The organism is Pseudomonas auratipiscis, from assembly GCF_036324085.1.
Classification (GTDB): domain Bacteria; phylum Pseudomonadota; class Gammaproteobacteria; order Pseudomonadales; family Pseudomonadaceae; genus Aquipseudomonas; species Aquipseudomonas auratipiscis.
In genome coordinates this window covers 372611-396257 of the sequence record NZ_JAZDCU010000003.1, presented here as the reverse complement: position 1 = coordinate 396257, position 23647 = coordinate 372611, and the positions used below count along the sequence as shown (strand labels likewise).

Annotated in this window: 22 protein-coding genes; 14 read left to right on the top strand and 8 right to left on the bottom strand. The window is 60.2% G+C overall.

Annotated elements, in window-relative coordinates:
- Positions 1-208: 208 nt before the first annotated feature.
- From V0R60_RS06610 to V0R60_RS06600, 3 genes are all read right to left on the bottom strand, one after another.
- Positions 209-736: a cytochrome b/b6 domain-containing protein gene (locus V0R60_RS06610; RefSeq protein WP_330078927.1), complete on the bottom strand. Its 528-nt coding sequence runs from the start codon at positions 734-736 to the stop codon at positions 209-211.
- 1 nt (position 737) lies between these two features.
- Positions 738-1001, bottom strand: coding sequence for a PepSY domain-containing protein (locus V0R60_RS06605; protein WP_136475670.1), 264 nt, complete (start codon positions 999-1001; stop codon positions 738-740).
- Between the two features lie 70 nt (positions 1002-1071).
- Positions 1072-1296 (bottom strand): hypothetical protein, encoded by a 225-nt coding sequence (locus tag V0R60_RS06600; RefSeq protein WP_136475671.1) that lies wholly within the window; start codon positions 1294-1296, stop codon positions 1072-1074.
- A 253-nt stretch (positions 1297-1549) separates the two neighbouring features.
- Here V0R60_RS06600 and V0R60_RS06595 point away from each other — a divergent pair, with 253 nt between their 5' ends.
- Positions 1550-2725, top strand: a complete 1176-nt coding sequence (locus V0R60_RS06595) for a sugar transporter (RefSeq protein WP_330078928.1) — start codon at positions 1550-1552, stop codon at positions 2723-2725.
- Between the two features lie 33 nt (positions 2726-2758).
- On the opposite strand, the gene ytfE is transcribed toward V0R60_RS06595, so the two are convergent.
- On the bottom strand, positions 2759-3433 hold the full coding sequence (gene ytfE / locus V0R60_RS06590) for an iron-sulfur cluster repair protein YtfE (RefSeq protein ID WP_330078929.1): 675 nt from the start codon (positions 3431-3433) through the stop codon (positions 2759-2761).
- A gap of 154 nt (positions 3434-3587) precedes the next feature.
- On the opposite strand from ytfE, the gene norR reads away from it, so the two are divergent.
- From norR to ubiT, 7 genes are all read left to right on the top strand, one after another.
- The gene (gene norR / locus V0R60_RS06585; protein ID WP_136475674.1) at positions 3588-5117 is read left to right on the top strand and encodes a nitric oxide reductase transcriptional regulator NorR; all 1530 of its coding nucleotides are present in this window, start codon (positions 3588-3590) and stop codon (positions 5115-5117) included.
- Positions 5118-5202: 85 nt separating this feature from the next.
- Positions 5203-5850 (top strand): pyridoxamine 5'-phosphate oxidase, encoded by a 648-nt coding sequence (pdxH, locus tag V0R60_RS06580; protein WP_136478919.1) that lies wholly within the window; start codon positions 5203-5205, stop codon positions 5848-5850.
- Between the two features lie 96 nt (positions 5851-5946).
- Entirely contained in the window at positions 5947-6501 is a 555-nt protein-coding gene (gene moaB, locus V0R60_RS06575; protein WP_136475675.1) for a molybdenum cofactor biosynthesis protein B, read from the top strand.
- Positions 6498-7733, top strand: coding sequence for a molybdopterin molybdotransferase MoeA (locus tag V0R60_RS06570; protein ID WP_330078930.1), 1236 nt, complete (start codon positions 6498-6500; stop codon positions 7731-7733). The genes moaB and V0R60_RS06570 overlap by 4 nt, the downstream gene beginning before the upstream one ends.
- A gap of 132 nt (positions 7734-7865) precedes the next feature.
- On the top strand, positions 7866-8861 hold the full coding sequence (ubiU, locus tag V0R60_RS06565; protein ID WP_136475677.1) for a ubiquinone anaerobic biosynthesis protein UbiU: 996 nt from the start codon (positions 7866-7868) through the stop codon (positions 8859-8861).
- Between the two features lie 10 nt (positions 8862-8871).
- A complete protein-coding gene (locus tag V0R60_RS06560; protein WP_136475678.1) occupies positions 8872-9762 on the top strand; it encodes a U32 family peptidase in 891 nt (296 codons plus the stop codon).
- Positions 9756-10226 (top strand): ubiquinone anaerobic biosynthesis accessory factor UbiT, encoded by a 471-nt coding sequence (gene ubiT / locus V0R60_RS06555; RefSeq protein WP_136475679.1) that lies wholly within the window; start codon positions 9756-9758, stop codon positions 10224-10226. The genes V0R60_RS06560 and ubiT overlap by 7 nt, the downstream gene beginning before the upstream one ends.
- Before the next feature lie 11 nt (positions 10227-10237).
- Here the strand turns inward: ubiT and V0R60_RS06550 are convergent, their stop codons facing one another.
- The 4 genes from V0R60_RS06550 to V0R60_RS06535 form a co-directional block, all read right to left on the bottom strand.
- On the bottom strand, positions 10238-10606 hold the full coding sequence (locus tag V0R60_RS06550) for a putative zinc-binding protein (protein WP_330078931.1): 369 nt from the start codon (positions 10604-10606) through the stop codon (positions 10238-10240).
- A gap of 24 nt (positions 10607-10630) precedes the next feature.
- The gene (locus V0R60_RS06545) at positions 10631-11308 is read right to left on the bottom strand and encodes a Crp/Fnr family transcriptional regulator (RefSeq protein ID WP_136475681.1); all 678 of its coding nucleotides are present in this window, start codon (positions 11306-11308) and stop codon (positions 10631-10633) included.
- Positions 11309-11386: 78 nt separating this feature from the next.
- Complete coding sequence (gene narL, locus V0R60_RS06540) at positions 11387-12031, bottom strand: two-component system response regulator NarL (protein ID WP_136475682.1); 645 nt, start codon at positions 12029-12031, stop codon at positions 11387-11389.
- Positions 12028-13830: a HAMP domain-containing protein gene (locus V0R60_RS06535; RefSeq protein WP_330078932.1), complete on the bottom strand. Its 1803-nt coding sequence runs from the start codon at positions 13828-13830 to the stop codon at positions 12028-12030. Before V0R60_RS06535 ends, narL begins: the two co-directional genes overlap by 4 nt.
- A gap of 316 nt (positions 13831-14146) precedes the next feature.
- Between V0R60_RS06535 and V0R60_RS06530 the strand changes: the two genes are divergently transcribed.
- The 6 genes from V0R60_RS06530 to narI all read left to right on the top strand — a co-directional run bounded on the left by V0R60_RS06530 (position 14147) and on the right by narI (position 23643).
- Entirely contained in the window at positions 14147-15442 is a 1296-nt protein-coding gene (locus V0R60_RS06530; RefSeq protein ID WP_136475684.1) for an MFS transporter, read from the top strand.
- Positions 15429-16826 carry a NarK family nitrate/nitrite MFS transporter gene (locus V0R60_RS06525; protein ID WP_136475685.1) on the top strand — a complete coding sequence of 466 codons (1398 nt, stop codon included), beginning with the start codon at positions 15429-15431 and terminating at the stop codon, positions 16824-16826. The genes V0R60_RS06530 and V0R60_RS06525 overlap by 14 nt, the downstream gene beginning before the upstream one ends.
- A gap of 68 nt (positions 16827-16894) precedes the next feature.
- On the top strand, positions 16895-20662 hold the full coding sequence (locus tag V0R60_RS06520; protein WP_136475686.1) for a nitrate reductase subunit alpha: 3768 nt from the start codon (positions 16895-16897) through the stop codon (positions 20660-20662).
- 11 nt (positions 20663-20673) lie between these two features.
- Complete coding sequence (narH, locus tag V0R60_RS06515; protein WP_136475687.1) at positions 20674-22212, top strand: nitrate reductase subunit beta; 1539 nt, start codon at positions 20674-20676, stop codon at positions 22210-22212.
- 2 nt (positions 22213-22214) lie between these two features.
- Positions 22215-22970 (top strand): nitrate reductase molybdenum cofactor assembly chaperone, encoded by a 756-nt coding sequence (gene narJ / locus V0R60_RS06510; protein WP_136475688.1) that lies wholly within the window; start codon positions 22215-22217, stop codon positions 22968-22970.
- Positions 22963-23643, top strand: a complete 681-nt coding sequence (gene narI, locus V0R60_RS06505) for a respiratory nitrate reductase subunit gamma (protein WP_136475689.1) — start codon at positions 22963-22965, stop codon at positions 23641-23643. Before narJ ends, narI begins: the two co-directional genes overlap by 8 nt.
- Positions 23644-23647: the final 4 nt, after the last annotated feature.

Genomic DNA, 23647 nt, shown 5'->3' with positions numbered 1-23647 from the left:
CATGGCCGTCGCCCCACTACGCAAGGGTTCCATTCGGCCTGCTGAAGGGACGATTTGTGGCGTCTGCACGATTTGTGCAGGTAGAAGCACAGCAACAGCAACAGCAACAGCAACAGCGAGACGCTGCTGTGCAGCTTTTGATTTTGAACCGCCCACGCCAATGGATCATCCCCCGGCTGAAGGGGGCGTCACTCACTTACAAGCAAGGTTACAGCTTGCGGCGCCTGCCGGTGATCATCGACAGTGGCAGGTTTTCCTTCATTCGCAGGCTTTCGAATACAGCAGCGGCGATATGCACACCCACCAGCGCCAATAAGGTGTTGGCCATGTACTCATGGATATCGCGCGGCAGCTCTTCGCCCCAGAAGTAGTCCACTTCTTCCATCAGAAAACCGCTGACGCCCAAGCCCAACATCAATGCCAGCATCAGCACCATGACCAGTGCACCGAGCGGTGAATGGCCCAGGCGGTGGTAGTCTTCGCCGCTGAACAGCGCATGCACGTGCCATTTGAGCCGCGCTGGGGTTGGCCAGAAATCCCGCCAGCGCGCGGCCGGTGTGCCGACAAACCCCCACACAGCACGAATCAGCACGATGGCCACAGCGTAATAGCCCAGCCATCGGTGCCAGTCGTCGCCTTCTTCGGTAAAGAAGTAGCCACCCACGAAAGCCAGCACCAGCGACCAGTGGCAGAATCTGACCAACGGGTCCCATAGGCGCAGTGTTTCGTCATCCACTTCAGTCGATCTCTTCTTTCACCTTCTTGCCGGTGACCGGATCGAAGTAGATTTCGACTTTGCGCTTGTCTTTGTCCCAGCCGTAGATCTCATAACAGTTGCCATCGGTGATCTTGAACTTCTTGATCTCGTAGCCCTGTTTTTTCAGCTCTTGCTGGAAGTTGTCCGGGTCTTGCCACTGGACCTTGTCCGCTTTGGAACACTCGGTCTTGGCGAGGGTCAGCGGGCTGGACAACAGCAGTGCAACGAGCAGAAGAGTACGCATGAGAAGCCCTCGTGATGATGAAAACACGTGGCAGCACAGCTATGGGGCCTGCCTCGGTAACGGCGTCAGTTCAGCGAAAACGCGGCAGGGGTCGGTCGACCCTCAGCGAGGTCAGGGTTTTTTTGACCAGTGCGTCGTCAGCTTCCACTGCCTTGAGGCTGGCGCGGATTCTGCCGGCGACCGGTACGTCACCTTGGCGGTCTATCCAGTCGGCAATTTCCTTGCAGGCCGAGGCCAATGTGGCTTGCCGATGATCGATCAAGGTCAACAGAGTGGTGATGTCTTTATCGGACATGATTCATTCCTCCTATCACGGCATTGAGTGTAGCAGTGGCCATGGAAACTGCCCTCGCCAATCAGACCGGCAGCGCTGTTGTGACAGGCCGGGTCCTGACGTACTATCCTTGCCAGCAAGCGATACTCCGCATACTTATAACCAATTCCTCAGCGCACACGCTTCCACTCATGCCCGATGGGCCTGGGTGCTTCAGGCTGGGCGCAATTTCGCGCCCGGCGTCTGCAATCGATCTGGAGTAACACCCCCACCGATGAATACACCCGTGGATGCGCGAGCCGGCAGCTGGCTCAGTGTGATAGCCCTGGCCCTGGCGGCGTTTATTTTCAATACCACCGAGTTTGTGCCGGTGGCGCTGCTCAGCGACATTGGTACAAGTTTTCAGATGTCCACCGCCCAGGTCGGCTTGATGCTGACGATCTATGCCTGGGTGGTAGCGCTGGCGTCACTGCCGATGATGTTGCTGACGCGCAATATCGAGCGGCGCAAGCTGCTGATCATTGTTTTTGTACTGTTTATTGTCAGCCATATGCTGTCGTGGTTGGCGCAGAGCTTCAGTATTCTGTTGCTCAGTCGAATTGGCATCGCTTTGGCGCATGCCGTGTTCTGGGCCATTACCGCATCCCTTGCGGTACGGGTCGCGCCACCGGGGCAACAGGCCAAGGCGCTGGGCTTGCTGGCAACCGGCACGACGCTGGCGATGGTCATGGGCATTCCGTTGGGTCGGGTAGTAGGGGAGGCCTTGGGCTGGCGCATCACCTTCCTGGCGATTGCCGGGGTGGCGTTGGCGACCTTGATTTGCCTGGTCAAGTCGCTGCCGCTGTTGCCGAGCCAGAACTCGGGCTCTTTACGCAGCGTGCCGGTTCTGTTCAAGCGTCCGGCGCTGGTGACCGTGTATGTGCTGGTGGCCCTGGTGATTGCCGCGCAGTTCACCGCGTACAGTTATATCGAACCGTTCGCCTTGAACGTGGCGCAGGTTGGCGGCGAGAGAACCACGCTGCTGTTGTTGCTGTTCGGTGGTGCAGGCGTATTCGGGTCGGTGCTGTTCAGCCGTTACAGTGAACGCTTCCCCAGCGGTTTCCTGCTGGCCGCTATTGGCATTCTGGCGACCTGCTTGCTGCTATTGCTGCCTTTGTCAGAGAACTTCGGCCTGCTCGGCACCTTGAGTATGTTCTGGGGCGTGGCGATCATGTGCTTCAGCCTGGCGCTGCAGTCCAAGGTGTTGCTGCTGGCGTCGGATGCTACCGACGTCGCCATGGCGATGTTTTCCGGCATTTACAACATCGGCATTGGTGCCGGAGCCTTGATCGGTAGCCTGGTCAGCGTGCACATGGGTTTGGCCAATATTGGCCTGGTCGGTGGATCGCTGGCGCTGATCGGTTTGTTGTTGTGCGGGGTGACGACTTATCGCTTTAGCCGTGGCGCCTGAGCGCCTCCCCGCACTGTTGTACAGTGGCGTGAATCAGTGAACTGAATCGAGCGCCTTGATGAACAGCACATTGTTTTCCAGGTGAATGTGCTGCATCAGGTCATCGCGAAACTCCAGCAGGCCACGGTACAGGGCGCGCCAGGTGTTGCAGGCGTCTGCAGGCGGGGTGATGTTGTTGGTCAGCGTCAACAGGATGTCCAGCGCTTCACCGTGCTGGTCGTGCTCCAGGCGCAACACTCTGATAGGCGGTGCGGCGCGCTCACCTACGCCTTGTTGCAGCATAGGGAAGAGTATTTGTTCTTCCTTGAGCATGTGCCCCTCAAGTTCCTGCTGCATGTCCTGAAGATGGTTGGCCAAGCCGTTGGGGCAGGAGCTGCGTGCGCCATGAACCTGTTCTACACGTCGCGCCAGGCGGATCAGCTCCGGCAACTGTTGACGGTGACGGTCGTGGTAGCGCGAGAGAATGTGCGCGATCAACTCCGCTTCCGGCAATTGGCGCCAGTCTTGTGCGCTGGCACCGCTGTCTTGCAATTTGCCAAGGGCTTCGGCGATCAGTGTCGGGTCCAGTTGTTTGCCCAAGGCAGCTTCGCGCAGGGTTTTCTGTCCGCCGCAACAGAAATCCAGGTTGAAACTGTGAAAAATTCGGGTAGCGCCGGGGATGTCGCAGGCCAGTTGACCGAGGCTTTTTTCGAGAAGTATCTGGCTCATCAGGGTTCCTTGGTAGGGATTGCAAAGGTCACCTTGCTGATTGCATTGCCTGTGCCATTTTTAACTGATTGAAATCATGGCGTTTATTTTTTCCAGTGGTAAAAATCACCTTGATAAGCCAGGGTAGATACAACCACATGAGGTCATTAACACCATGCAACGTGAAAGCCTAACCGCCGATCTGGTTGTCGAGTTGCCCAATGCCGTGCGCCTGCAACGGCTGGTGCAGACACTGCGCGAATACTTCAAATGCGGTGCCGTCGGCCTGTTGCGCCTCGATGACGACAGCTTGCGCCCAGTGGCAACCGTCGGCCTGGCGCACGAGGCACTTGGGCGGCGCTTTGTCATTGCCCAGCATCCGCGCCTGGCAGCGATCATGGCCTCGCGTGAGCCGACCTGGTTCGAGCCGGACAGCCGCTTGCCCGATCCATACGACGGTTTGCTCGACACGGCACTTCATGAACCCCTGGCGGTACATGACTGCATGGGCGTGAGCCTGTATGTGGAAGGGCAGGTCTGGGGCGCGATTACCCTTGATGCGCTTGAGGCCGGGACCTTCGACGATGCTTCGCGGATTGAACTCAAATGCTGCACGTTGCAGATCGAAGCGGCATTGAGGGTTACCCGGCTGGAACAGGAAAACCGCAGCCTGCGCCTGTCACGAAGCGAGCCCGCCGACCTGCGCATGCCCGTGCAGGAGGGCGAGATACTTGGTCAGAGTCAGGTCATGCATCAGCTGTTGAATGAACTGGACGTGCTGGCGGACTCGGAGTTACCGGTATTACTACTGGGTGAAACCGGCGTGGGCAAGGAGCTGTTCGCCCGGCGCCTGCACCGTATTTCCCGGCGCAGCCACAAGCCGCTGGTGCAGGTCAATTGCGCCGCATTGCCGGAGTCGCTGGCTGAAAGCGAGCTGTTCGGTCACGTTAAAGGCGCGTTTTCCGGTGCCAACAGTGACCGCGCCGGGCGCTTCGATGCGGCCAATGGCGGCACACTGTTTCTCGATGAGGTTGGTGAGTTGCCGTTGAGCGTTCAGGCCAAGCTGCTGCGCACGTTGCAGAATGGCGAGATCCAGCGTCTGGGCGCAGACAAACCGCTGCATGTGAATGTGCGCATCATTGCCGCCACCAATCGCCATCTGCCCGACAGTATTCGCGATGGCCTGTTCCGCGCCGACCTGTACCACCGCCTGTCGGTCTACCCGGTGCCGATTCCGCCGTTGCGCGAGCGTGACAACGATGTCCTGATACTTGCCGGCCAATTTCTCGAACTCAACCGTACCCGTCTGGGCCTGCGTGGCTTGCGCCTTTCGCCGGCCGCCGAGCGGGCGCTGTTGGCCTACCACTGGCCGGGCAATGTGCGTGAGCTCGAGCACGTGATCAGCCGCGCCGCCCTCAAGCAGCTCAGTCGCGGTGGCAGCCGCAGCCTGATCATTACCCTGGAGCCAGAAGTGCTCGACCTCGACACCAGCGTGCCCGCTGCAGCCAATACTGAGCTGCCAGAGCAAGGGCATGTGTCAGGTATGCCGCCGCCGTCGTTGAGCGAGGCGGTCGATGCCTGCCAGCGCCGTACCATCATTCAGGCGCTGGAACTGAGCGAGAATAATTGGGCGAGCGCCGCACGGTTACTCCAGGTCGATCCGAGCAACCTGCATAAGCTGGCCAAGCGACTGCGCTTGAAGTAAGCGCGACGTTGATGGCGGTCAAGGTGAGCAACGGGGCAAGCCAACAGACTGCGCACTCCATTCACCGGAGATCACCGTCATGCCCTTGCCCCTGTCCCTGGCACAGATGCGCCGCAACTACACCCTTGGAGGCCTGCAGGAAGACGCCGCGGCGCACGATCCTTTGCAGATGTTCGAGCAATGGCTGATACAGGCACGGGAAACCGAGTGCGCTCCGGTGGAGGCCAACAGTATGCACCTGGCGACCGTCGACAGTCAGGGGCGGCCCCATGGCCGCGTGCTGTTGCTCAAGGGCTTGAGCGCGGAGGGCTTTACCTTCTTCGGCAATTACCAGAGCGCCAAGGGTCAGGAGCTGGATGCCAACCCATGGGCGGCCATGACCTTCTTCTGGCCGGGCCTTGAGCGTCAGGTGCGCATCGAAGGGCAGGTTGGACGGCTTTCAGCCCAGCTCAGCGATGAATATTTCGACTCCCGCCCTGTTGCCAGTCGCCTCGGCGCCTGGGCGTCGCCACAAAGTCAGGTGCTCGCCAACCGGGCGGCGCTGGAGGAATTGCTGGCGCAAACCATTCGCCGCTTCGTCGACCAACCGCTGCAGCGTCCGCAGCACTGGGGCGGCTACTGCTTGCGGCCTGAACGCATGGAGTTCTGGCAGGGCCGCGCCGATCGCTTGCATGACCGCCTGGACTACCGCCTGCAGGATGGAGTGTGGCAGCGCAGTCGGCTGGCCCCTTGAACGGAGCGGCCGCTAGAGGTACCTCCTTGGAGGAATAGGTTCGCTGGCGGTTTCGGTTCAGGCTTTGGCGCATTCACACTAAGGGAGGGTCCGCACATGGCCCATCTGGCGCAACACACCTTTCAGCCGCTGAACATTGCGGTACTGACCATCAGCGATACGCGCAGCTTTGACAACGACACCTCGGGACAGACGCTGTGCGACTTGTTGCAGGCAGCCGGGCATCAGTTGATCGATCGCGACCTGGTCAAGGACGATATCTACCAGATTCGGGCCACGATCTCGCGCTGGATTGCCGACCCCAAGGTGCAGGTCGTGCTGACCACCGGCGGCACCGGATTTACCGCGCGCGACAACACGCCGCAGGCGGTCGAGCCACTGCTCGATAAACACGTGGAAGGCTTTGGTGAGTTGTTCCGTCAGGTCTCGCTGGCGGAAATCGGCATGTCCAGCCTGCAGTCGCGGGCGCTGGCCGGAATGAGCAACGGCGTGCTGGTGTGCTGTGTTCCAGGTTCACCTGGGGCCTGTCGCACCGCCTGGAATCAGATCCTGCTTGGACAACTCGACAGCCGCACCGGGCCGTGCAATTTCGCCCCGCATCTGAAGGTCCAGGCTGACCAGGTAATCGAGGCCTGTGGGGGCCGCCCATGAGCCACAAAGTATGTGACAGCGGCAAGTTGATGCCGGTCGATCAAGCAATCGGTCACTTGCTCGAACAGGTGCCGCCACCGCCGGCGGCGCAAAGCGTGTTGTTGGAGAAGGCCTTGGGCCGGGTACTGGCAGCGGATATCCATTCGCCGCTCGATCTTCCAGGCTGGGACAACAGCGCGATGGATGGCTTCGCCTTTCGCGCAGTTGATCTTCCTGCCGCCGGCGGCTGCCTGAAACTGGCCGGGCGTATCGCCGCCGGGCAGGCAGCTACAACGCCGTTGCTCGAAGGGCAGGCAGTTCGCATTTTTACCGGAGCGCCGTTGCCCCCGGGGGCCGACACCGTCGTGCCGCAGGAGCTTTGCCGGGTCGAAGACGATCAGGTCTGGCTACCGCCCGCCAACCTTGGGGATCACGTGCGCAAGGCCGGCGAGGAGATGCGCAAGGGCTACCTGCTACTCCAGGCTGGAAAGCGCCTGCGTGCCCAGGAGTTGGGCCTGTTGGCTGCTGTCGGGGTGCGCTGGGTGGACGTCTATCGACCCTTGCGTGTGTGCCTGCTCAGTAGCGGCGATGAACTGCGTGAACCCGGCCAACCCCTGGCGCCGGGGCAGATCTACAACAGCAACCGCTATTGCCTGACGGCGCTCTTGCAAGGCTGGGGTGTCGAGGTTCATGACTATGGGGTAATGGCTGATGACCTTTCCGCTAGCTGTCATGCCTTGAGCCTGGCGGCCTCCGAGTGCGACCTGATGCTCAGCTCCGGCGGTGTTTCGGTTGGCGAGGAAGATCACCTCAAACACGCCATCGAGACCCTGGGCAGCCTGGATCTCTGGCGCCTGGCGATTCAACCGGGCAAGCCGCTGGCCTTTGGTCAAGTGGCGGGCAAACCTTGGATCGGTATGCCTGGCAACCCTGCCGCGGCATTGATCACCGCCCTGATAGTCGTACGCCCGTTCTTGCTCCGCGCCCAGGGTGTGCGTGATGTAGCGCCGCGGCCGATGGCCATGCCGGCAGGCTTCGACTGGTTGCAGCGCAACAAGCGCCGACAGTACCTGCGCGCCCGCTTGACGCTGCAGGAGAATGGTCAGCCGAGTATCCAACTGCACCCGCAGCAGAGCTCGGCGATGCTCGCGGCAGCCTGTTGGGCCGATGGTCTGGCAGTGGTGGAGTGCGAGCAATTGGTACACGAGCACGACAATGTGACCTTCCTGTCTTTCGCTGAACTCATGCAGTAATGAGCCTTGATTGTCGTCAAGGCCTGCGTCGTCGGTCTGGCTAGACTGGCGGCGCATTTTCGATTGCACCGGGCCTGCTCGCGTTACGCATCGGAGGCGGGGTCGAGACAAGTTCTTTGATGAGGAGTACCCATGCAACTGGTCTGCCCGGCAGGGAATCTGCCTGCGCTCAAAGCGGCGGTGCGCCAAGGCGCCGATGCTGTCTACGTCGGCTTTCGCGATGACACCAACGCCCGGCACTTCGCTGGACTGAACATGGACGACAAGCAGTTTGACGCCGCCGTCGCCCATATCCGCCACCACCAACGCAAGCTCTATGTCGCGGTCAATACCTACCCGCAGCCACAAGGCTGGGAACGATGGCAGCGGGCAGTGGATCGCGCCGCCGATTATGGCGTCGATGCGCTGATCGCTGCCGACCCCGGCGTGCTGGGTTATGCCAGCCAACGCCATCCCAATCTGAACCTGCACCTGTCGGTTCAGGGCTCGGCAACCAACGCCAGTGCCCTGGCGTTCTATGCCCAGCATTACAACATTCGCCGGGCGGTGTTGCCGCGTGTGCTGTCGCTGGCGCAGGTGCGTCAGGTCGCGGCCAACAGTACGGTACCCATTGAAGTTTTTGCGTTTGGCAGCTTGTGCATCATGGCTGAAGGCCGTTGCCACTTATCGTCGTATATCACCGGAGAGTCGCCGAACCTGTGTGGTGTGTGCTCGCCGGCCAAGGCCGTGCGCTGGAGTGAGGACAGCGACGGCTTGAGCGCTCGCCTGAGTGAAGTGCTCATCGATCGTTACAGCCCAGAAGAACCTGCCGGTTATCCGACCTTGTGCAAAGGCCGTTTCCTGGTGGGGGGCAAACGCTTCCATGCCCTTGAAGAGCCCACCAGCCTGGATACCCTTGATCTGCTGCCGGAGTTGGTGGCCATGGGTGTAGAGGCCGTCAAGATCGAGGGTCGCCAGCGCAGCCCTGCCTACGTCGAGCAGGTCACCCAGGTTTGGCGTGCGGCCCTTGATTCTCATCGCCAGGCGCCCGAGCGCTTCGCAGTCAAAGACCAGTGGCGCAAAGTGCTGGCCGGCCTGTCCGAAGGCAGCCAGACCACCTTGGGCGCCTACCATCGATCATGGCAATGAGGGACTGGACATGAAACTCAGCCTGGGACCTGTTCTGTACTACTGGGACAAAGAGCAATTAGGACGTTTCTATTCCGAGATGGCCGGCTTGCCGCTGGACGTCATCTACCTGGGTGAAACTGTCTGTTCGAAACGCCGGGCCATGAGCCTGGATCATTGGTTGGGCCTGGCGCGTGAACTGCAAAGCGTCAGCCAGGCGCAGATCGTCTTGTCGAGCCTGACCCTGGTCGAAGCCGCCTCTGAGCTTTCCAGCCTGCGGCGCTTGTGCGACAACGGCCAGTTGCTGGTGGAAGCCAACGATATGGGCGCGGTGCAGTTTTTGGCCGAGCGCAAGTTGTCCTTCGTCGGCGGCCCCGCGCTCAACCTGTACAACGGTCACGCCCTGGCGCAGATGCAGTCTTGCGGCCTGATCCGTTGGGTGCCACCTGTGGAGTGTTCGGCTGCGCTGATTCGCTCGATACTCGATCAGCTCAAGGGTTTGGGGCGCGACTTGCCGGAGGTCGAAGTCTTTGCCTATGGGCACTTGCCGCTGGCGTATTCGGCGCGCTGCTTCACTGCGCGTGCCGAGAATCGGCCCAAGGACGACTGCCAGTTCTGCTGCCTGAACTATCCCGATGGCCTGGCCCTGAGTAGCCAGGAAGGTCAGCCACTGTTCACCCTCAACGGCATCCAGACCATGTCGGCCGAGGTCACTAACCTGTTGGCCGACTACGCCGGGCTCACGGCCAGCGGCGCGGACATGTTGCGTTTGAGCCCGCGCGCCGAGGGTATGGTCGAGGTGGTCGAAGCCTTCGATCGTGTGCGCCAGGGTGAAATGCCGCCGCTGCACGTAGAGGGCTGCAATGGTTACTGGCATGGACAGGCAGGAATGCTGCGAGTAGAGGAGGTGGGCCTGTGTTGAATCGAAAGGAATGGCTGCTGCGTGGCGCCGACCGGGTGCTTCCACTGATCCGTCGGGTGCCTTTTGTGCTGCAGCGCGTAGCATTGCAGCAGGCGCTTAATCGTTGCCTGGCCGAGCCACTGAAGAACGGCGATTTCGATCTGCTGCGTGGGCGCTGGTTGTGCCTGCGAATTCCCGATCTGAATCTGAGCTGGTACGTGACCCGCACCGTCTATGGTTTGCAGATAGCCGCTCAGGCCAAGGCCGATGTGACCATCCGCGGCAACTGGCGTGAATTCCTGCTGTTGGCCAGCCGTCAGGAAGATCCCGATACGCTGTTTTTCAGGCGGCGTTTGGTGATTGAAGGGGACACCGAGCTGGGGCTAACCCTGAAAAACCTGATCGACAGCCTCGACCCTGACGTGTTGCCAGTTTGGCTGTGGCGCAATCTGGAGCGGGCGGGCAAGGGCTTGGCCGCAGGCTAAGCCGCTCGCGCTCAGACCATGTGATCCGCCAGCAACTGGCGGATCTCGGCGAACACTTCATCGGCCTGCGCCGGGCTGCAATCCTCCCCGTAACGCTTGCGCAGGCCCATTTGGCTGAGGATCACGTGCTGGTCGGCCTGCAGGTCGTGCAGGTGCAGGCAACTGGCGACGCATTCCAGTGGGCAGCCATCGAGCGCCAGAATCGGCCGTCCTGAACGGGCCAGATTGACCAGCGCCGGTACCTGCCCACCCACCCCGACAATGCAGGACATCTGTGCCAGGCCCTCGCGGTCCAGGCGCAGCGCCACGTCATTGGCCAGTTGCGCAACGTTGGAACAACCGGAGCAGGAGTACACCAGGGGCAGGGTAGTGCGAGACATGAAGGCTCTCCAGTGGTAGGCCGATCAGACCTGATAGTCGGCCAGCGCGTCGTTTGCCAGGATGCGAATGTCGCGACGCTCCATGGCAATCAGGCCGTTCTCCACCAGGCGATGGAGGATGCGTGAAAAGGTTTCCGGCTGGATGCCCAGTTTCGAGGCAACCAGGCGTTTAGACACCTGCAACAGCACGCGGCCATCCTCCGGGTCCTGTTCCTGCAGCAAGAAGTTGATAACCCGTTGGCTGGCGCTGGCCAGGGTCAAGGTGTCGATGTCCTTGAGCCGTTGATGCAGGTGGATGCTCATGCTGGCCAGGATCGCCAGGCACACTTGTGGCTGGTCCTCCAGGGCATTGCGGTAGTGGCTGCCTTCGATGCTGACCACCACGCTGTCCTTGAGCGCTGTGGCGCTGACCGGGTAATAACGGGTCTGGCTGAACAGCAGGGCTTCGGCAAAGGATTGTCCGGGCTGGATGATCTCGACGAGATTTTCCTGACCCTGGGCGGTGATGCGATACAACTTGATCTGGCCACTGACCAGAAGAAAGAAACGTTTGGCCGGGTCACCCTGGTGCATGAGGGTGTCGTGGCAGCTCAGGCGACGCTGCAAGGCCAGGCCGCAGACCTGTTCGAAAACGCGTTCGGGCAGGTTGCTGAATAGGTGGTGGCGGCGCAAGAACAGTACAAGGGAAGGATTGGTCAGCATGGAGTACCTCCTGCCGGTATGGTAGACCTGCGGGGACTTGCGGCCTATGCCTCCGCCGGCCTACCTCCAAAGGGGCAGTCAGCCTTGGCGCAGGTGCTCCATGGCCCACACCGCGGCCTCGACCCGCGAGCGCAGGCCCAGCTTGTGCAGCAGATTCTTCACATGAACTTTGACTGTGCCTTCAGTGATGCCCAGCTTGTGGCCAATGACTTTGTTGCTGTAGCCGCTGGCGATGGTCTTGAGCACCTGGCGCTCGCGCTCGGTGAGTTCTACCTCCGGTTGCCGCGGCGGTGAACGCAGAGCCTGGGCCATCACTTGGGTAAGTCCCGGGCTGATTACCAAGGATCCATTCATGGCATCGCGGATGTACTGGATCAGCAGTTCCGGCTCCATGTCCTTGAGCAAGTAGCCGTCGGCATCCAGGCGCAGTGCGTCACGGATGTCGTCTTCGGCATCGGAGACGGTGAACAGCAGGACCTTGCCGGTATAGGCCTGGGCGCGCAGGTGGCGCAGGGTCTCGATGCCGTTCATCTGCGGCATGTTGTTGTCCAGCAGGACCAGATCCGGTTGCAGCGGCTCGATCATGGCCAGCGCTTCTTCGCCGTGATTGGCTTCGCCAACGATGTCGAAGTCGTCTTCAAGTTCCAGCATCTGACGGATGCCGCGACGCATCATGGGGTGGTCATCGACCAGGAGAATACGGCAGCGCACGGGCATGTTCATGAGATATTTCCTTGTAAGGGTTGCCCGAGAAATTCCGGACGGAATTCCATCTGGACGAGGGTGCCTTGCGGATCCCTGGGGAGTATTTGCAGTTGGCCGTGCAGGCTGCGAGCGCGTTCATCCATGATGTGCAGGCCATGATGCTCACGTGGGTCACAACTGCCAACGAAGCCGCGGCCGTCGTCCTCGATGGACAGGCGCACGGTCTCTCCCTCCTGGCGCAATTCCAGCCAGGCGTTCTGGGCGTGGGCGTGGCGCAGGCAATTGGAAAGCGCCTCACGGGTGATCTGAAGGATGTGGATCTGCTCGCTGGCTGACAGCTCGAAGGCCAGGTTGTCGACCTTCAGGTGCACCTGGAAATCGCCGCGACGGCTGAATTCCTGGGTGGTGTCCTTGAGGCCCTGGACCAGGCCTGCGTCCTGGATTTGCAGACGGAAGGTGGTCAGCAGTTCGCGCAACTGGCGGTAGGCATTGTTCAGGCCTTCGCGCAGCTCGGCAGTCACGCTCTCCAGGGTATCTACCGATTCGCCACGGCGCATCAGGGTTTGCATGCGGCTGACCTGCAGCTTCATGTACGACAGGGCCTGGGCCAGCGAATCATGCAGCTCGCGGGCAATGATGGCGCGCTCTTCGAGCAGCAGCAAGCGGTGGTCTTGCTCGCGCTGGCGCTTGAGCGACAGCGAAGTGCCGATCAGGTTGGCCAAGGCCTGGATAAGTTGGGTTTCCCAGGCCTGCGGAGCGTGGCCATCGATGAAGTGCGCCTTGAGCTCACCCAGCGTGCTGCCCTGGTTGCTGATGCTGTAGATGTGTGGTTTGAGTTGCACATGGCGCTGGCAGGTGGCGCAGTCGGTGCTGGCACAGATTCTGCGGCTGTCGGCGCCATGCAGGGCGAGCAATTGTTGGGCAGGCGCTTGCAATTGGCCCTGCAGGCACAATGACAGGCGCAGGCCGGGCAGGCGTTGCTGGAAGCGCCGGATCAGTTCATCCAGGCCTTCGGCGTTGGCCAGGCGCGTGGCCAGGCTGGAGCTGCTCTGGTACAGCAACTCCAAGGCGGCGTTTGCCTGTTGCAGGTTCAAGGTTTTTTGCTGGACCTGGGATTCCAGTGTGCGATGGGACTGTTCGATGGTTTCGGCCATGGCGTTGAAACTGGTGGCCAGTTGACCCAATTCATCCTCGGATTGGTGATTGACCCGAGCCTGGAACTCGCCACGGCGAAAGCGCTGGGTCGCATCCACCAATTCCTGCAGTGGGCTGATCACGCTGCTCTGCAATTCATAGAGGCCAATCAGCAGGACGATCATGGTGATGAACAAGGCAGCGCCCTGGATCATCTGTTGCCAGGTTTGCTTATGTTCGCTCTGGCGCTGCAGCAGGTTGACGAACTGGTTGAGCTGTTCGATGAAGGGCAGGGCGTTGGCCTGGAATGCCATGGCATCACCGCGTTCCAGCGCCGGATTCAAGGTGTCGCGCCAGTACGCCTGCAGTTGTTGATAGCTGGCGTCCACGGCCTTATTGCTGCCGTCTTCCAGCACGGCTTTCAGGGTCTGGCTATTGAGACGCTGTTGCAGGCTTTGGCTGACGTGGGCGATTTCGTCGGCGTTGGCGCCGGAGGCCAGTTTCCAGCTCAGGCGGTATGTCTCCATGCGCACCGAGCCTGCGGTATTGATCGCCGCCGCATCGCCCTGGCTGAACCAGGCGATCAGACCGGCGCTCAAGGAGCTCGCCAGCGCCAGCACCGCGATCAGGATAACGGCGAGACCGGCTCGGGCGGGCAACGAGCTACGCAGCCAACGGATCATGTCCGCAGGCCGACGAAAAAATGATGGAAAACACGCATGCAGGGCTCCGTTGTTATGACTGCCGATGTTTCTGCAGCCCGTCCCTGGCGTTCTACCTCTAAAGAGTTCTTATCCTTCGACCCGGCCCGAATCCATCGGCTAAAAACGCCAAAACACTGATAAACAAAGGGTTTTGAGGTTTTTACTGTCTACCTCGTTGGAGGTAGATGGGTAAAGCATAGCCCTGATTCGCTTTTGGGTTCGTTGATCCGTATCAAGTTTTTACCGGGTCCGCCTCTCTAGTCTGCCGCCATTGCTTTTAAACGGGAGACGCAACATGAACCCACCGCGTGTAAAACAAGGCCTGGTTTTAGGCATGAGCACGCTGGCCTTCACCGTCTGTTTCATGGTCTGGATGATGTTTGCCGTGCTGGGCGTGCCGATCAAGGAACTGCTCCAGCTCAATGAGACACAGTTTGGTCTGTTAGCCGCTACTCCCGTATTGACTGGTTCACTGGTGCGCTTGCCACTGGGGATTCTGACCGACCGTTTTGGCGGTCGCATCGTGTTCTTCCTGCTGATGTTGTCCTGTGTATTGCCGCTGTACTTGATCAGCCACGCCACAGCCTATTGGCAGTTTCTGGTACTGGGGCTGTTTGTCGGCCTTGCCGGTGGCTCCTTCTCGGTGGGTATCGCTTACGTCGCCAAATGGTTCGAAAAGGAAAACCAGGGTTTCGCCATGGGCGTGTTCGGTGCCGGTAACGCCGGCTCGGCGCTGACCAAGTTCCTCGCTCCTGCGTTGATTGCAGCCGGTAGCTGGCAACTGGTACCGAAAGTCTTCAGCGCCATCCTGTTCATTACCGCGCTGTTGTTCTGGTTCCTTACCTCTGACAACAAAGCGCACCGCAGTGCCAACGGCGCGACCCTCGGCGAGCAACTCAAGTCGCTGAAAGATCCTGCGGTGTGGCGCTACTGCCAGTACTACTCGATTGTCTTCGGCGGCTATGTAGCGCTGGCACTGTGGATGACCAAGTACTACGTCGAGGAATACGGTTTCACCCTGCAAAGTGCGGCCCTGCTGGCTGCCTGCTTCTCACTGCCAGGTGGCGTGCTGCGTGCGGTCGGCGGCTGGATGTCGGATCGCTGGGGCGCTCAGAGCGTGACTTGGTGGGTGCTGTGGGTCAGCTGGATCTGCCTGTTCCTGCTCTCCTACCCACAGACTCAATTGCAAGTGCAGACCCTCAACGGCCCGCTGGATTTCCATATCGGCCTGAATCCGGTGCTGTTCACTGTACTGCTGTTCATTATCGGCATTGCCTTCGCCTTCGGCAAAGCCTCGGTATTCAAGTACATCGCCAATGACTACCCGCAGAACATGGGTGCGGTATCGGGCATCGTCGGTCTCGCCGGCGGCCTGGGTGGCTTTGTCCTGCCCATCATGTTTGGCGCCCTGGTCGATCTGACCGGCGTGCGCTCCTCGGCTTTCATGCTGCTGTACGGCGTGGTCTGGGTGTCGCTGATCTGGATGTACTTCAGCGAAATCCGCAAACGCCCGCTGCTCGGTAAACAGCCGCAGACGACTTCGAATTCGTTTTCAAGCATTGCCCAAGGAGAAGACCATGTCGGTTCTTAAGAAGCCTGACTCAGGCCCGGTCATACATGACTGGCGCCCTGAAGACCCCGCATTCTGGGGGCGTAGCGGCAAAAAGACTGCAACCCGCAACCTGTGGATTTCCATTCCCGCGCTGCTGTTGGCCTTTGCCGTATGGATGGTCTGGAGCACGGTGATCGTGCGCCTCAACGCCATCGGCTTCACCTTCACCACTGACCAGTTGTTCTGGTTGGCAGCCTTGCCGGGCCTGTCTGGCGCAACCTTGCGGGTGTTCTACTCGTTCATGGTGCCGATTTTCGGCGGCCGTCGCTGGACTGCAATCAGTACCGCTTCGTTGCTGGTACCAACTTTGTGGATGGGCTTTGCTGTACAGGACCCAAGCACCCCTTACAGCGTGTTCGTGATCATCGCCTTGCTGTGTGGGTTCGGTGGCGGCAACTTCGCCTCGAGCATGTCCAACATCAGCTTCTTCTATCCAAAGTCGCAGCAGGGCACTGCCCTGGGGCTTAACGCCGGCCTGGGCAACCTGGGTGTCTCGGTCATGCAGTTCGCCGTGCCCATGGTGATTACCTTCGGCGTGTTCGGTGTGCTCGGCGGCCAACCGCAGGTACTCGCCGATGGCACTCAATTGTGGCTGCAGAACGCGGGCTTCCTGTGGGTGCCGTTCATTGTCGCGGTGACGCTGCTGGCCTGGTTCTGCATGAATGATCTGTCCAGCGCCAAAGCCTCGTTCAGCGAGCAGGCGGTGATTTTCAAGCGCAAGCACAACTGGCTGATGTGCTGGCTGTACCTGGCCACCTTTGGCTCGTTCATTGGCTTCTCTGCCGCCTTCCCGATGCTGATCAAAACCTCGTTCCCGGAAGTCAACGCCTTGGCTTTCGCGTTCCTTGGCCCGCTGGTTGGCGCCCTGGTGCGTCCGCTGGGTGGCTGGTTGGCGGACAAGCTTGGCGGCGCGCGGGTCACCCTGTGGAACTTCGTGCTGATGATCGTGATGGTCTTTGGCGTGCTGCACTTCATTCCGCAACCGGGTGTTGCCGGCAACTTCTACGGCTTCCTGGGCATGTTCATGCTGCTGTTCTTCACCACCGGCATTGGCAACGGTTCGACCTTCCGCATGATCCCGGTGATCTTCCGCACCCAGCATGAAAAAGCCGCTGCCGGCAAAGGCGCCAAGGCGCACGAACAGGCATTGAAAGACGCGGGCAAGGAATCGGCTGCGGTGCTCGGTTTCAGCTCGGCGATCGGCGCCTTCGGTGCCTTCTTTATTCCCAAGACCTTCGGCTCGTCGATGGCCATGACCGGTAGCCCGGCGATGGCGTTCTACATGTTCGTCGGTTTTTACCTGAGTTGCATTGTCGTGACCTGGTGGTGGTACGCCCGCAAAGGCGCCGCAACCCCCTGCTGACACGATCTGAATTCAACCTTTGCGTGGGTGGGGCATAGACCCCACAGCAAGCCTGAGAGGAAAGCATCATGAGCCATCTGCTCGATCAACTGCGGTTCTTCAACCGCAAGCAAGGCGAGTTCTCCGAAGGTCACGGAGAAACTCGCAAAGAGTCGCGCGACTGGGAGAACGTCTACCGTTCGCGTTGGCAGTACGACAAGATCGTGCGCTCCACCCATGGGGTGAACTGCACCGGCTCCTGCTCGTGGAAGATCTACGTGAAAAACGGCCTGATCACCTGGGAAACCCAGCAGACCGACTACCCGCGCACCCGTAACGATCTGCCCAACCACGAACCACGCGGCTGCCCACGGGGTGCCAGCTACAGCTGGTACATCTACAGTGCCAACCGTCTGAAATACCCGAAAATCCGCAAGCCTCTGCTCAAACTGTGGCGCGAAGCGCGTCAGAGCATGGCACCGGTCGAGGCCTGGGCGAGCATCGTCGAGAACAAGGCCAAGGCTGATTCGTACAAGAGCAAGCGCGGCATGGGTGGTTTTATCCGCTCCAGCTGGGACGAAGTCACCGAGATCATCGCTGCGGCCAACGTTTACACCGTCAAGCAGTACGGCCCTGACCGGGTAGTGGGCTTCTCGCCGATCCCGGCGATGTCGATGGTCAGCTACGCTGCCGGCGCGCGCTACCTGTCGCTGATCGGCGGCACCTGCCTGAGCTTCTATGACTGGTACTGCGACCTGCCTCCAGCATCACCGATGGTCTGGGGCGAGCAGACCGACGTGCCGGAATCGGCCGACTGGTACAACTCCAACTACATCATCGCCTGGGGCTCCAACGTTCCGCAGACCCGTACCCCGGATGCGCACTTCTTCACCGAAGTTCGCTACAAGGGCACCAAGACTGTGGCAATCACTCCCGACTACTCGGAGGTGGCCAAGCTCACCGACCTGTGGCTGAACCCGAAACAGGGTACCGATGCGGCCCTGGCCCAAGCGTTCAACCACGTCATTTTCAAAGAGTTCCACCTCGACAAGCCAAGCGCCTACTTCACTGAGTACGCCAAGCGCTACACCGACTTGCCAGTACTGGTGCTGCTCAAGCCGATGCTTGGCACCGCACCGGGCGCGGGCTACCAGCCTGACCGCTTCCTGCGCGCCTCGGACCTGGCTGACAATCTGGGCCAGGACAACAACCCCGAGTGGAAAACCATTGCGCAGAATGCTGACGGTGAGCTGGTTTCACCGCAAGGCTCGATCGGCTATCGCTGGGGCGAGCAGGGCAAGTGGAACATCCTCGCCCGTGAAGGCGGCGCCGGACGCGAAATCGACCTGACCCTGAGCCTGATCGGTGGCGACGTCGCCGAAGTAGCCTTCCCGTATTTCGCTGGTGAATCCCACGAGCACTTCCAGCATGTGGCCGGTGATGCCGTGCAGTACCGCCGTGTACCGGTGCGCAGCCTGACCCTGGCCGATGGCAGCCAGGTCAAGGTAGCCACCGTGTTCGACCTGTCGGCGGCTAACCTGGCAATCGACCGTGGCCTGGGTGGCGCCAACGTTGCGCGTGACTACGACGACGCCAATGTACCGGGCACTCCCGCCTGGCAAGAGCAGATCACTGGCGTGAGCCGTGAGAAAGCTATCCAGATTGCGCGCGAATTTGCCGACAACGCCGACAAGACCCGTGGACGCTCGATGATCATCGTCGGTGCGGCGATGAACCACTGGTACCACATGGACATGAACTACCGCGGGCTGATCAACATGCTCATGCTCTGCGGTTGTGTCGGTCAGACCGGTGGTGGCTGGGCTCACTATGTAGGCCAGGAAAAACTGCGCCCACAATGCGGTTGGCTGCCATTGGCCTTTGGCCTGGACTGGAGCCGTCCGCCTCGGCAGATGAACGGCACCAGCTTCTTCTATGCCCACAGCTCGCAGTGGCGCCATGAAAAAATGAACATGCACGACGTGCTCTCGCCCCTGGCTGACAAGAGCCAGTTCCCCGAGCATGCGCTGGACTACAACATCCGCGCCGAACGTGCCGGCTGGCTGCCTAGCTCGCCACAGTTCAATACCAACCCGCTGAAAATCGCGCGCGACGCTGCCGCCGCGGGCATGACGCCCAAGGATTATGTGGTCAAGGGCTGGCAGGACGGTAGCGTGCGCTTTGCCTGCGAACAGCCGGACAACCCGGTCAACTTCCCGCGCAACATGTTCGTCTGGCGTTCCAACCTGCTGGGTTCGTCCGGCAAGGGCCACGAGTACATGCTCAAGTACCTGCTGGGTACGCGCAACGGTGTGATGAACGAAGACATCGGCCAGGTCGGCGACTGCAAGCCGATGGAAGCCGAATGGGTCGACGATGGTGCCATCGGCAAGCTCGACCTGGTGACTACCCTGGACTTCCGCATGTCCTCCACTTGCGTGTATTCCGACATCGTTCTGCCGACCGCTACCTGGTACGAGAAGGACGACATGAACACCTCGGACATGCACCCCTTCATTCACCCGCTGTCGGCCGCCATTGATCCGGCGTGGGAATCACGTTCGGACTGGGAGATCTACAAAGGTATCGCCAAAGCCTTCTCGCGTATGGCCGAAGGGCATCTGGGCATTGAGCAGGACGTGGTCAGCGTACCGCTGATGCACGACAGTGTTGGCGAGCTGGCCCAGCCGTTCGGTGGCACTGACTGGAAAACCGCCGGTGTTGCACCTGAGCCGGGCAAGAACGCGCCGAACCTGCAAGTGGTCGAGCGCAACTACCCGAACATCTACAAACAGTTCACCTCCCTTGGTCCACTGCTGGACAAGCTTGGCAACGGTGGTAAAGGCATCAACTGGGAAACCCAGGAAGAAGTCGATTTCCTCGGCGAACTGAACTACCGCGAGAAAGAAGAAGGTATCAGCCAGGGTCGGCCGAAAATCGATACAGCAATCGATGCTGCTGAAGTCATTCTTTCGTTGGCGCCGGAAACCAACGGTCATGTGGCGGTCAAGGCCTGGGCAGCATTGTCCGAGTTCACCGGTATCGACCACAGCCACCTGGCGTTGCCAAAGGCTCACGAGGCCATCCGCTTCCGCGACATCCAGGCGCAGCCACGCAAGATCATCTCCAGCCCGACCTGGTCGGGTCTTGAAGACGAACATGTCAGCTACAACGCCGGCTACACCAACGTTCACGAGAACATCCCATGGCGCACCATCACCGGCCGCCAGCAGTTCTATCAGGACCACCCATGGATGCAGGCCTTCGGCGAGCAGTTGATGAGCTACCGTCCGCCGGTCAACACCCGCACCATCGCCGGTGTGAAGGGCAAGCGCAGCAACGGTGAAACCGAGATCGTTCTGAACTGGATCACTCCGCACCAGAAGTGGGGCATCCACAGTACGTACACCGACAACCTGCTGATGCTCACCCTGAGCCGCGGTGGCCCGATTATCTGGCTCTCGGAGATCGACGCCAAACGCGCCGGTATCGAAGACAACGACTGGGTCGAATGCTTCAACGTCAACGGTGCGTTGACCGCCCGTGCGGTGGTCAGTCAGCGGGTCAAGGAAGGCATGGTGATGATGTACCACGCCCAGGAACGGATCGTGAACGTCCCCGGTTCGGAAACCACCAAGACCCGCGGCGGCCACCACAACTCGGTTACCCGTGTGGTGCTCAAGCCCACCCATATGATCGGCGGCTATGCCCAGCAGGCCTATGGGTTCAACTATTACGGCACGGTCGGTTGCAACCGCGATGAATTCGTCGTGGTGCGCAAAATGGCCAAGGTCGATTGGCTCGATGGTTCGCGTGGCGATGAGCTGCCACGTCCTCTGCCAACCGATATTGAATAAGGAGTGCTGTCATGAAGATTCGTTCACAAGTTGGCATGGTCCTGAACCTGGACAAATGCATTGGCTGCCACACCTGTTCAATCACCTGCAAAAACGTCTGGACCAGCCGTGAAGGCATGGAATACGCATGGTTCAACAACGTTGAGACCAAGCCAGGTATCGGCTACCCCAAAGAGTGGGAAAACCAGGATAAATGGAAGGGCGGCTGGGTACGCAACAGCAACGGCTCGATCTCGCCGCGTATTGGCGGCAAGTTCCGCGTGCTGGCGAACATTTTTGCCAACCCGGACCTGCCTGGGCTTGACGACTACTACGAGCCGTTCGACTTCGACTACCAGCACCTGCACACCGCACCGCTGGGCGATCACCAACCTACCGCGCGGCCACGCTCGGTGGTGTCTGGCAAGCGTATGGAAAAAATCGAATGGGGCCCGAACTGGGAAGAAATTCTCGGTACCGAGTTTGCCAAGCGCCGCAAGGACAAGAACTTCGACAAGATCCAGGCGGACATCTACGGAGAGTACGAAAACACCTTCATGATGTACCTGCCGCGTCTGTGCGAGCACTGCTTGAACCCGGCCTGTGCAGCATCGTGCCCGAGCGGTGCGATCTACAAGCGTGAGGAAGATGGCATTGTCTTGATCGACCAGGAAAAATGCCGTGGCTGGCGGATGTGCATCAGCGGCTGCCCGTACAAGAAGATCTACTTCAACTGGAAAAGTGGCAAATCCGAGAAGTGCATTTTCTGCTACCCACGGATCGAAGCCGGGATGCCGACGGTTTGCGCCGAAACCTGCGTTGGCCGTATTCGCTACCTGGGTGTGCTGTTGTACGACGCCGACCGCATCAGCGAAGTGGCCAGCACGGCCAACGAGCATGACCTGTACGAAAAACAGCTGGAGATTTTCCTCGACCCCAACGACCCGGCAGTCATTCGCCAGGCCCTGAAGGATGGCGTGCCGCAATCGGTGATCGACGCTGCACAGCGCTCGCCAGTGTACAAAATGGCGGTTGACTGGAAGCTGGCCTTGCCACTGCACCCTGAGTACCGCACGCTGCCGATGGTGTGGTACGTACCGCCACTGTCGCCAATTCAGAACGCCGCAGCCGCTGGCACCGTGGGCATGAACGGGGTTATCCCGGATGTCGACAGCCTGCGTATTCCACTGCGCTACCTGGCCAACCTGCTCACCGCCGGTGACGAGAAGCCGGTGAAACGTGCCCTCAAGCGTTTGCTGGCCATGCGTGCCTACAAGCGTTCCGAGCAGGTTGAAGGTGTGCAGGACCTGCAAGTGCTCAAAGACGTTGGCTTGAGCGTGAATCAGGTCGAGGAAATGTACCGCTACCTGGCCATCGCCAACTACGAAGACCGCTATGTAGTACCTAGCGCTCACCGTGAAGAAGCAATGAGCGATGCGTTTGCCGAGCGTTCCGGTTGTGGCTTCAGCTTCGGCAGTGGTTGCAGTGGTAGCTCCGACACCAACATGTTCGGTGCCAAGAAAGCCAACCGCCGCGACATCCTCAAAACCGTGCAGTTGTGGGAGGACTGAGTATGCGCATTCTTAAAGTGATTTCGTTGCTGCTCGATTATCCAACCGAAAGTCTGGTGGCCGGGCGCGATGAGCTGGAACTGGCCATTCATCAGTCGCGGGAAATCAGCCCGAACCAGCGCGGCGCGCTGTTCGAACTGCTCGAACTGATCTGTAACAACGACCTGATGGATGGCCAGGAGCACTACGGCGCACTGTTCGGTCGTGGTCGCTCGCTGTCACTGTTGTTGTTCGAGCACGTGCATGGCGAATCGCGCGACCGTGGCCAGGCCATGGTCGACATGCTCGCCCAGTATGAAGACGCCGGCTTTGCCATCGGCGTCAAGGAGCTGCCGGACTACATTCCGCTGTACCTGGAATACCTCTCGACCCGCGACGACCTGGAGGCCCGCGAGGGCCTCGCAGATATCGCCCATCTGCTGGCGCTGCTCGCTGCACGCCTGGAAGAGCGCGAGAGCGGATATGCCAGTTGCTTCCGTGCGCTGCTGCAAATCGCCGGTTCCGAGCCGCATCAAGCGGTGGCTGATCTGCGCGAACAAGTAGCGGCCGAGCAGCGTGATGACTCACTCGAAGCCCTGGACAAAATCTGGGAAGAAGAGGCAGTGGACTTCCTCAAGGCCGAGCAGCAGGAGCGCTGCAGCTCGCTGCCAAGCGCCCCTGGCAAGGCACGGGAGGAAAGTGCGGTACCGCTGCATTGGGTCGATTTTCAGCAACAAGGGCAGGCCAGCGCGCCGGCCGGGGAGGTGAACAATGTCTAAATGGAATCTGTTGGCGTTCGGGGTCTATCCCTATGTAGCACTGGCTATCTGCCTGCTGGGCAGTTGGGCGCGTTTCGACCTGTCCCAGTACACCTGGAAGGCCAGCTCGAGCCAGATGTTGTCGAGCAGTGGCATGCGTGCGGCCAGCAACCTTTTCCATGTCGGTGTGCTGTTTGTACTGGCGGGGCACTTTGTGGGCCTGTTGACCCCGGCGTCGGTCTATCACCATGTGATCAGCACTGAGAACAAGCAACTGCTGGCAATGGTCTCCGGCGGCTTTTTCGGCCTGCTGTGCCTGATCGGCCTGATCATGCTGATTCACCGTCGCCTGACCAACCCACGGGTTCGCGCCACTTCAAACACCTCGGACATCCTGATCCTGGTGGTGTTGCTGGCGCAGTTGGTGCTTGGCCTGCTGACCATTGTTGCTTCGACCGGCCACATGGACGGCTCGGTAATGGTGATGCTGGCGGATTGGGCACAGAACACCGTGATGTTGCGTCCAGTGGAAGCGGCAGCAGCCATTGCCCCGGTCAGCCTGGTGTACAAGCTGCATGTGTTCCTGGGCCTGACCCTGTTCGTACTGTTCCCCTTCACCCGTCTGGTGCACATCGTCAGCGCACCGATCTGGTACCTGGGACGTCGTTATCAAATCGTTCGGCAGAAAATCTGAGGAG

Bases quoted from the DNA above. Each gene is read 5' to 3' on its own strand.
- V0R60_RS06605 (WP_136475670.1), bottom strand. From the start codon at position 1,001: ATGCGTACTCTTCTGCTCGTTGCACTGCTGTTGTCCAGCCCGCTGACC.
- V0R60_RS06600 (WP_136475671.1), bottom strand. From the start codon at position 1,296: ATGTCCGATAAAGACATCACCACTCTGTTGACCTTGATCGATCATCGG.
- V0R60_RS06595 (WP_330078928.1), top strand. From the start codon at position 1,550: ATGAATACACCCGTGGATGCGCGAGCCGGCAGCTGGCTCAGTGTGATA.
- ytfE (WP_330078929.1), bottom strand. From the start codon at position 3,433: ATGAGCCAGATACTTCTCGAAAAAAGCCTCGGTCAACTGGCCTGCGAC.
- norR (WP_136475674.1), top strand. From the start codon at position 3,588: ATGCAACGTGAAAGCCTAACCGCCGATCTGGTTGTCGAGTTGCCCAAT.
- moaB (WP_136475675.1), top strand. From the start codon at position 5,947: ATGGCCCATCTGGCGCAACACACCTTTCAGCCGCTGAACATTGCGGTA.
- V0R60_RS06570 (WP_330078930.1), top strand. From the start codon at position 6,498: ATGAGCCACAAAGTATGTGACAGCGGCAAGTTGATGCCGGTCGATCAA.
- ubiU (WP_136475677.1), top strand. From the start codon at position 7,866: ATGCAACTGGTCTGCCCGGCAGGGAATCTGCCTGCGCTCAAAGCGGCG.
- V0R60_RS06560 (WP_136475678.1), top strand. From the start codon at position 8,872: ATGAAACTCAGCCTGGGACCTGTTCTGTACTACTGGGACAAAGAGCAA.
- V0R60_RS06550 (WP_330078931.1), bottom strand. From the start codon at position 10,606: ATGTCTCGCACTACCCTGCCCCTGGTGTACTCCTGCTCCGGTTGTTCC.
- V0R60_RS06545 (WP_136475681.1), bottom strand. From the start codon at position 11,308: ATGCTGACCAATCCTTCCCTTGTACTGTTCTTGCGCCGCCACCACCTA.
- narL (WP_136475682.1), bottom strand. From the start codon at position 12,031: ATGAACATGCCCGTGCGCTGCCGTATTCTCCTGGTCGATGACCACCCC.
- V0R60_RS06535 (WP_330078932.1), bottom strand. From the start codon at position 13,830: ATGATCCGTTGGCTGCGTAGCTCGTTGCCCGCCCGAGCCGGTCTCGCC.
- V0R60_RS06530 (WP_136475684.1), top strand. From the start codon at position 14,147: ATGAACCCACCGCGTGTAAAACAAGGCCTGGTTTTAGGCATGAGCACG.
- V0R60_RS06525 (WP_136475685.1), top strand. From the start codon at position 15,429: ATGTCGGTTCTTAAGAAGCCTGACTCAGGCCCGGTCATACATGACTGG.
- V0R60_RS06520 (WP_136475686.1), top strand. From the start codon at position 16,895: ATGAGCCATCTGCTCGATCAACTGCGGTTCTTCAACCGCAAGCAAGGC.
- narH (WP_136475687.1), top strand. From the start codon at position 20,674: ATGAAGATTCGTTCACAAGTTGGCATGGTCCTGAACCTGGACAAATGC.
- narJ (WP_136475688.1), top strand. From the start codon at position 22,215: ATGCGCATTCTTAAAGTGATTTCGTTGCTGCTCGATTATCCAACCGAA.
- narI (WP_136475689.1), top strand. From the start codon at position 22,963: ATGTCTAAATGGAATCTGTTGGCGTTCGGGGTCTATCCCTATGTAGCA.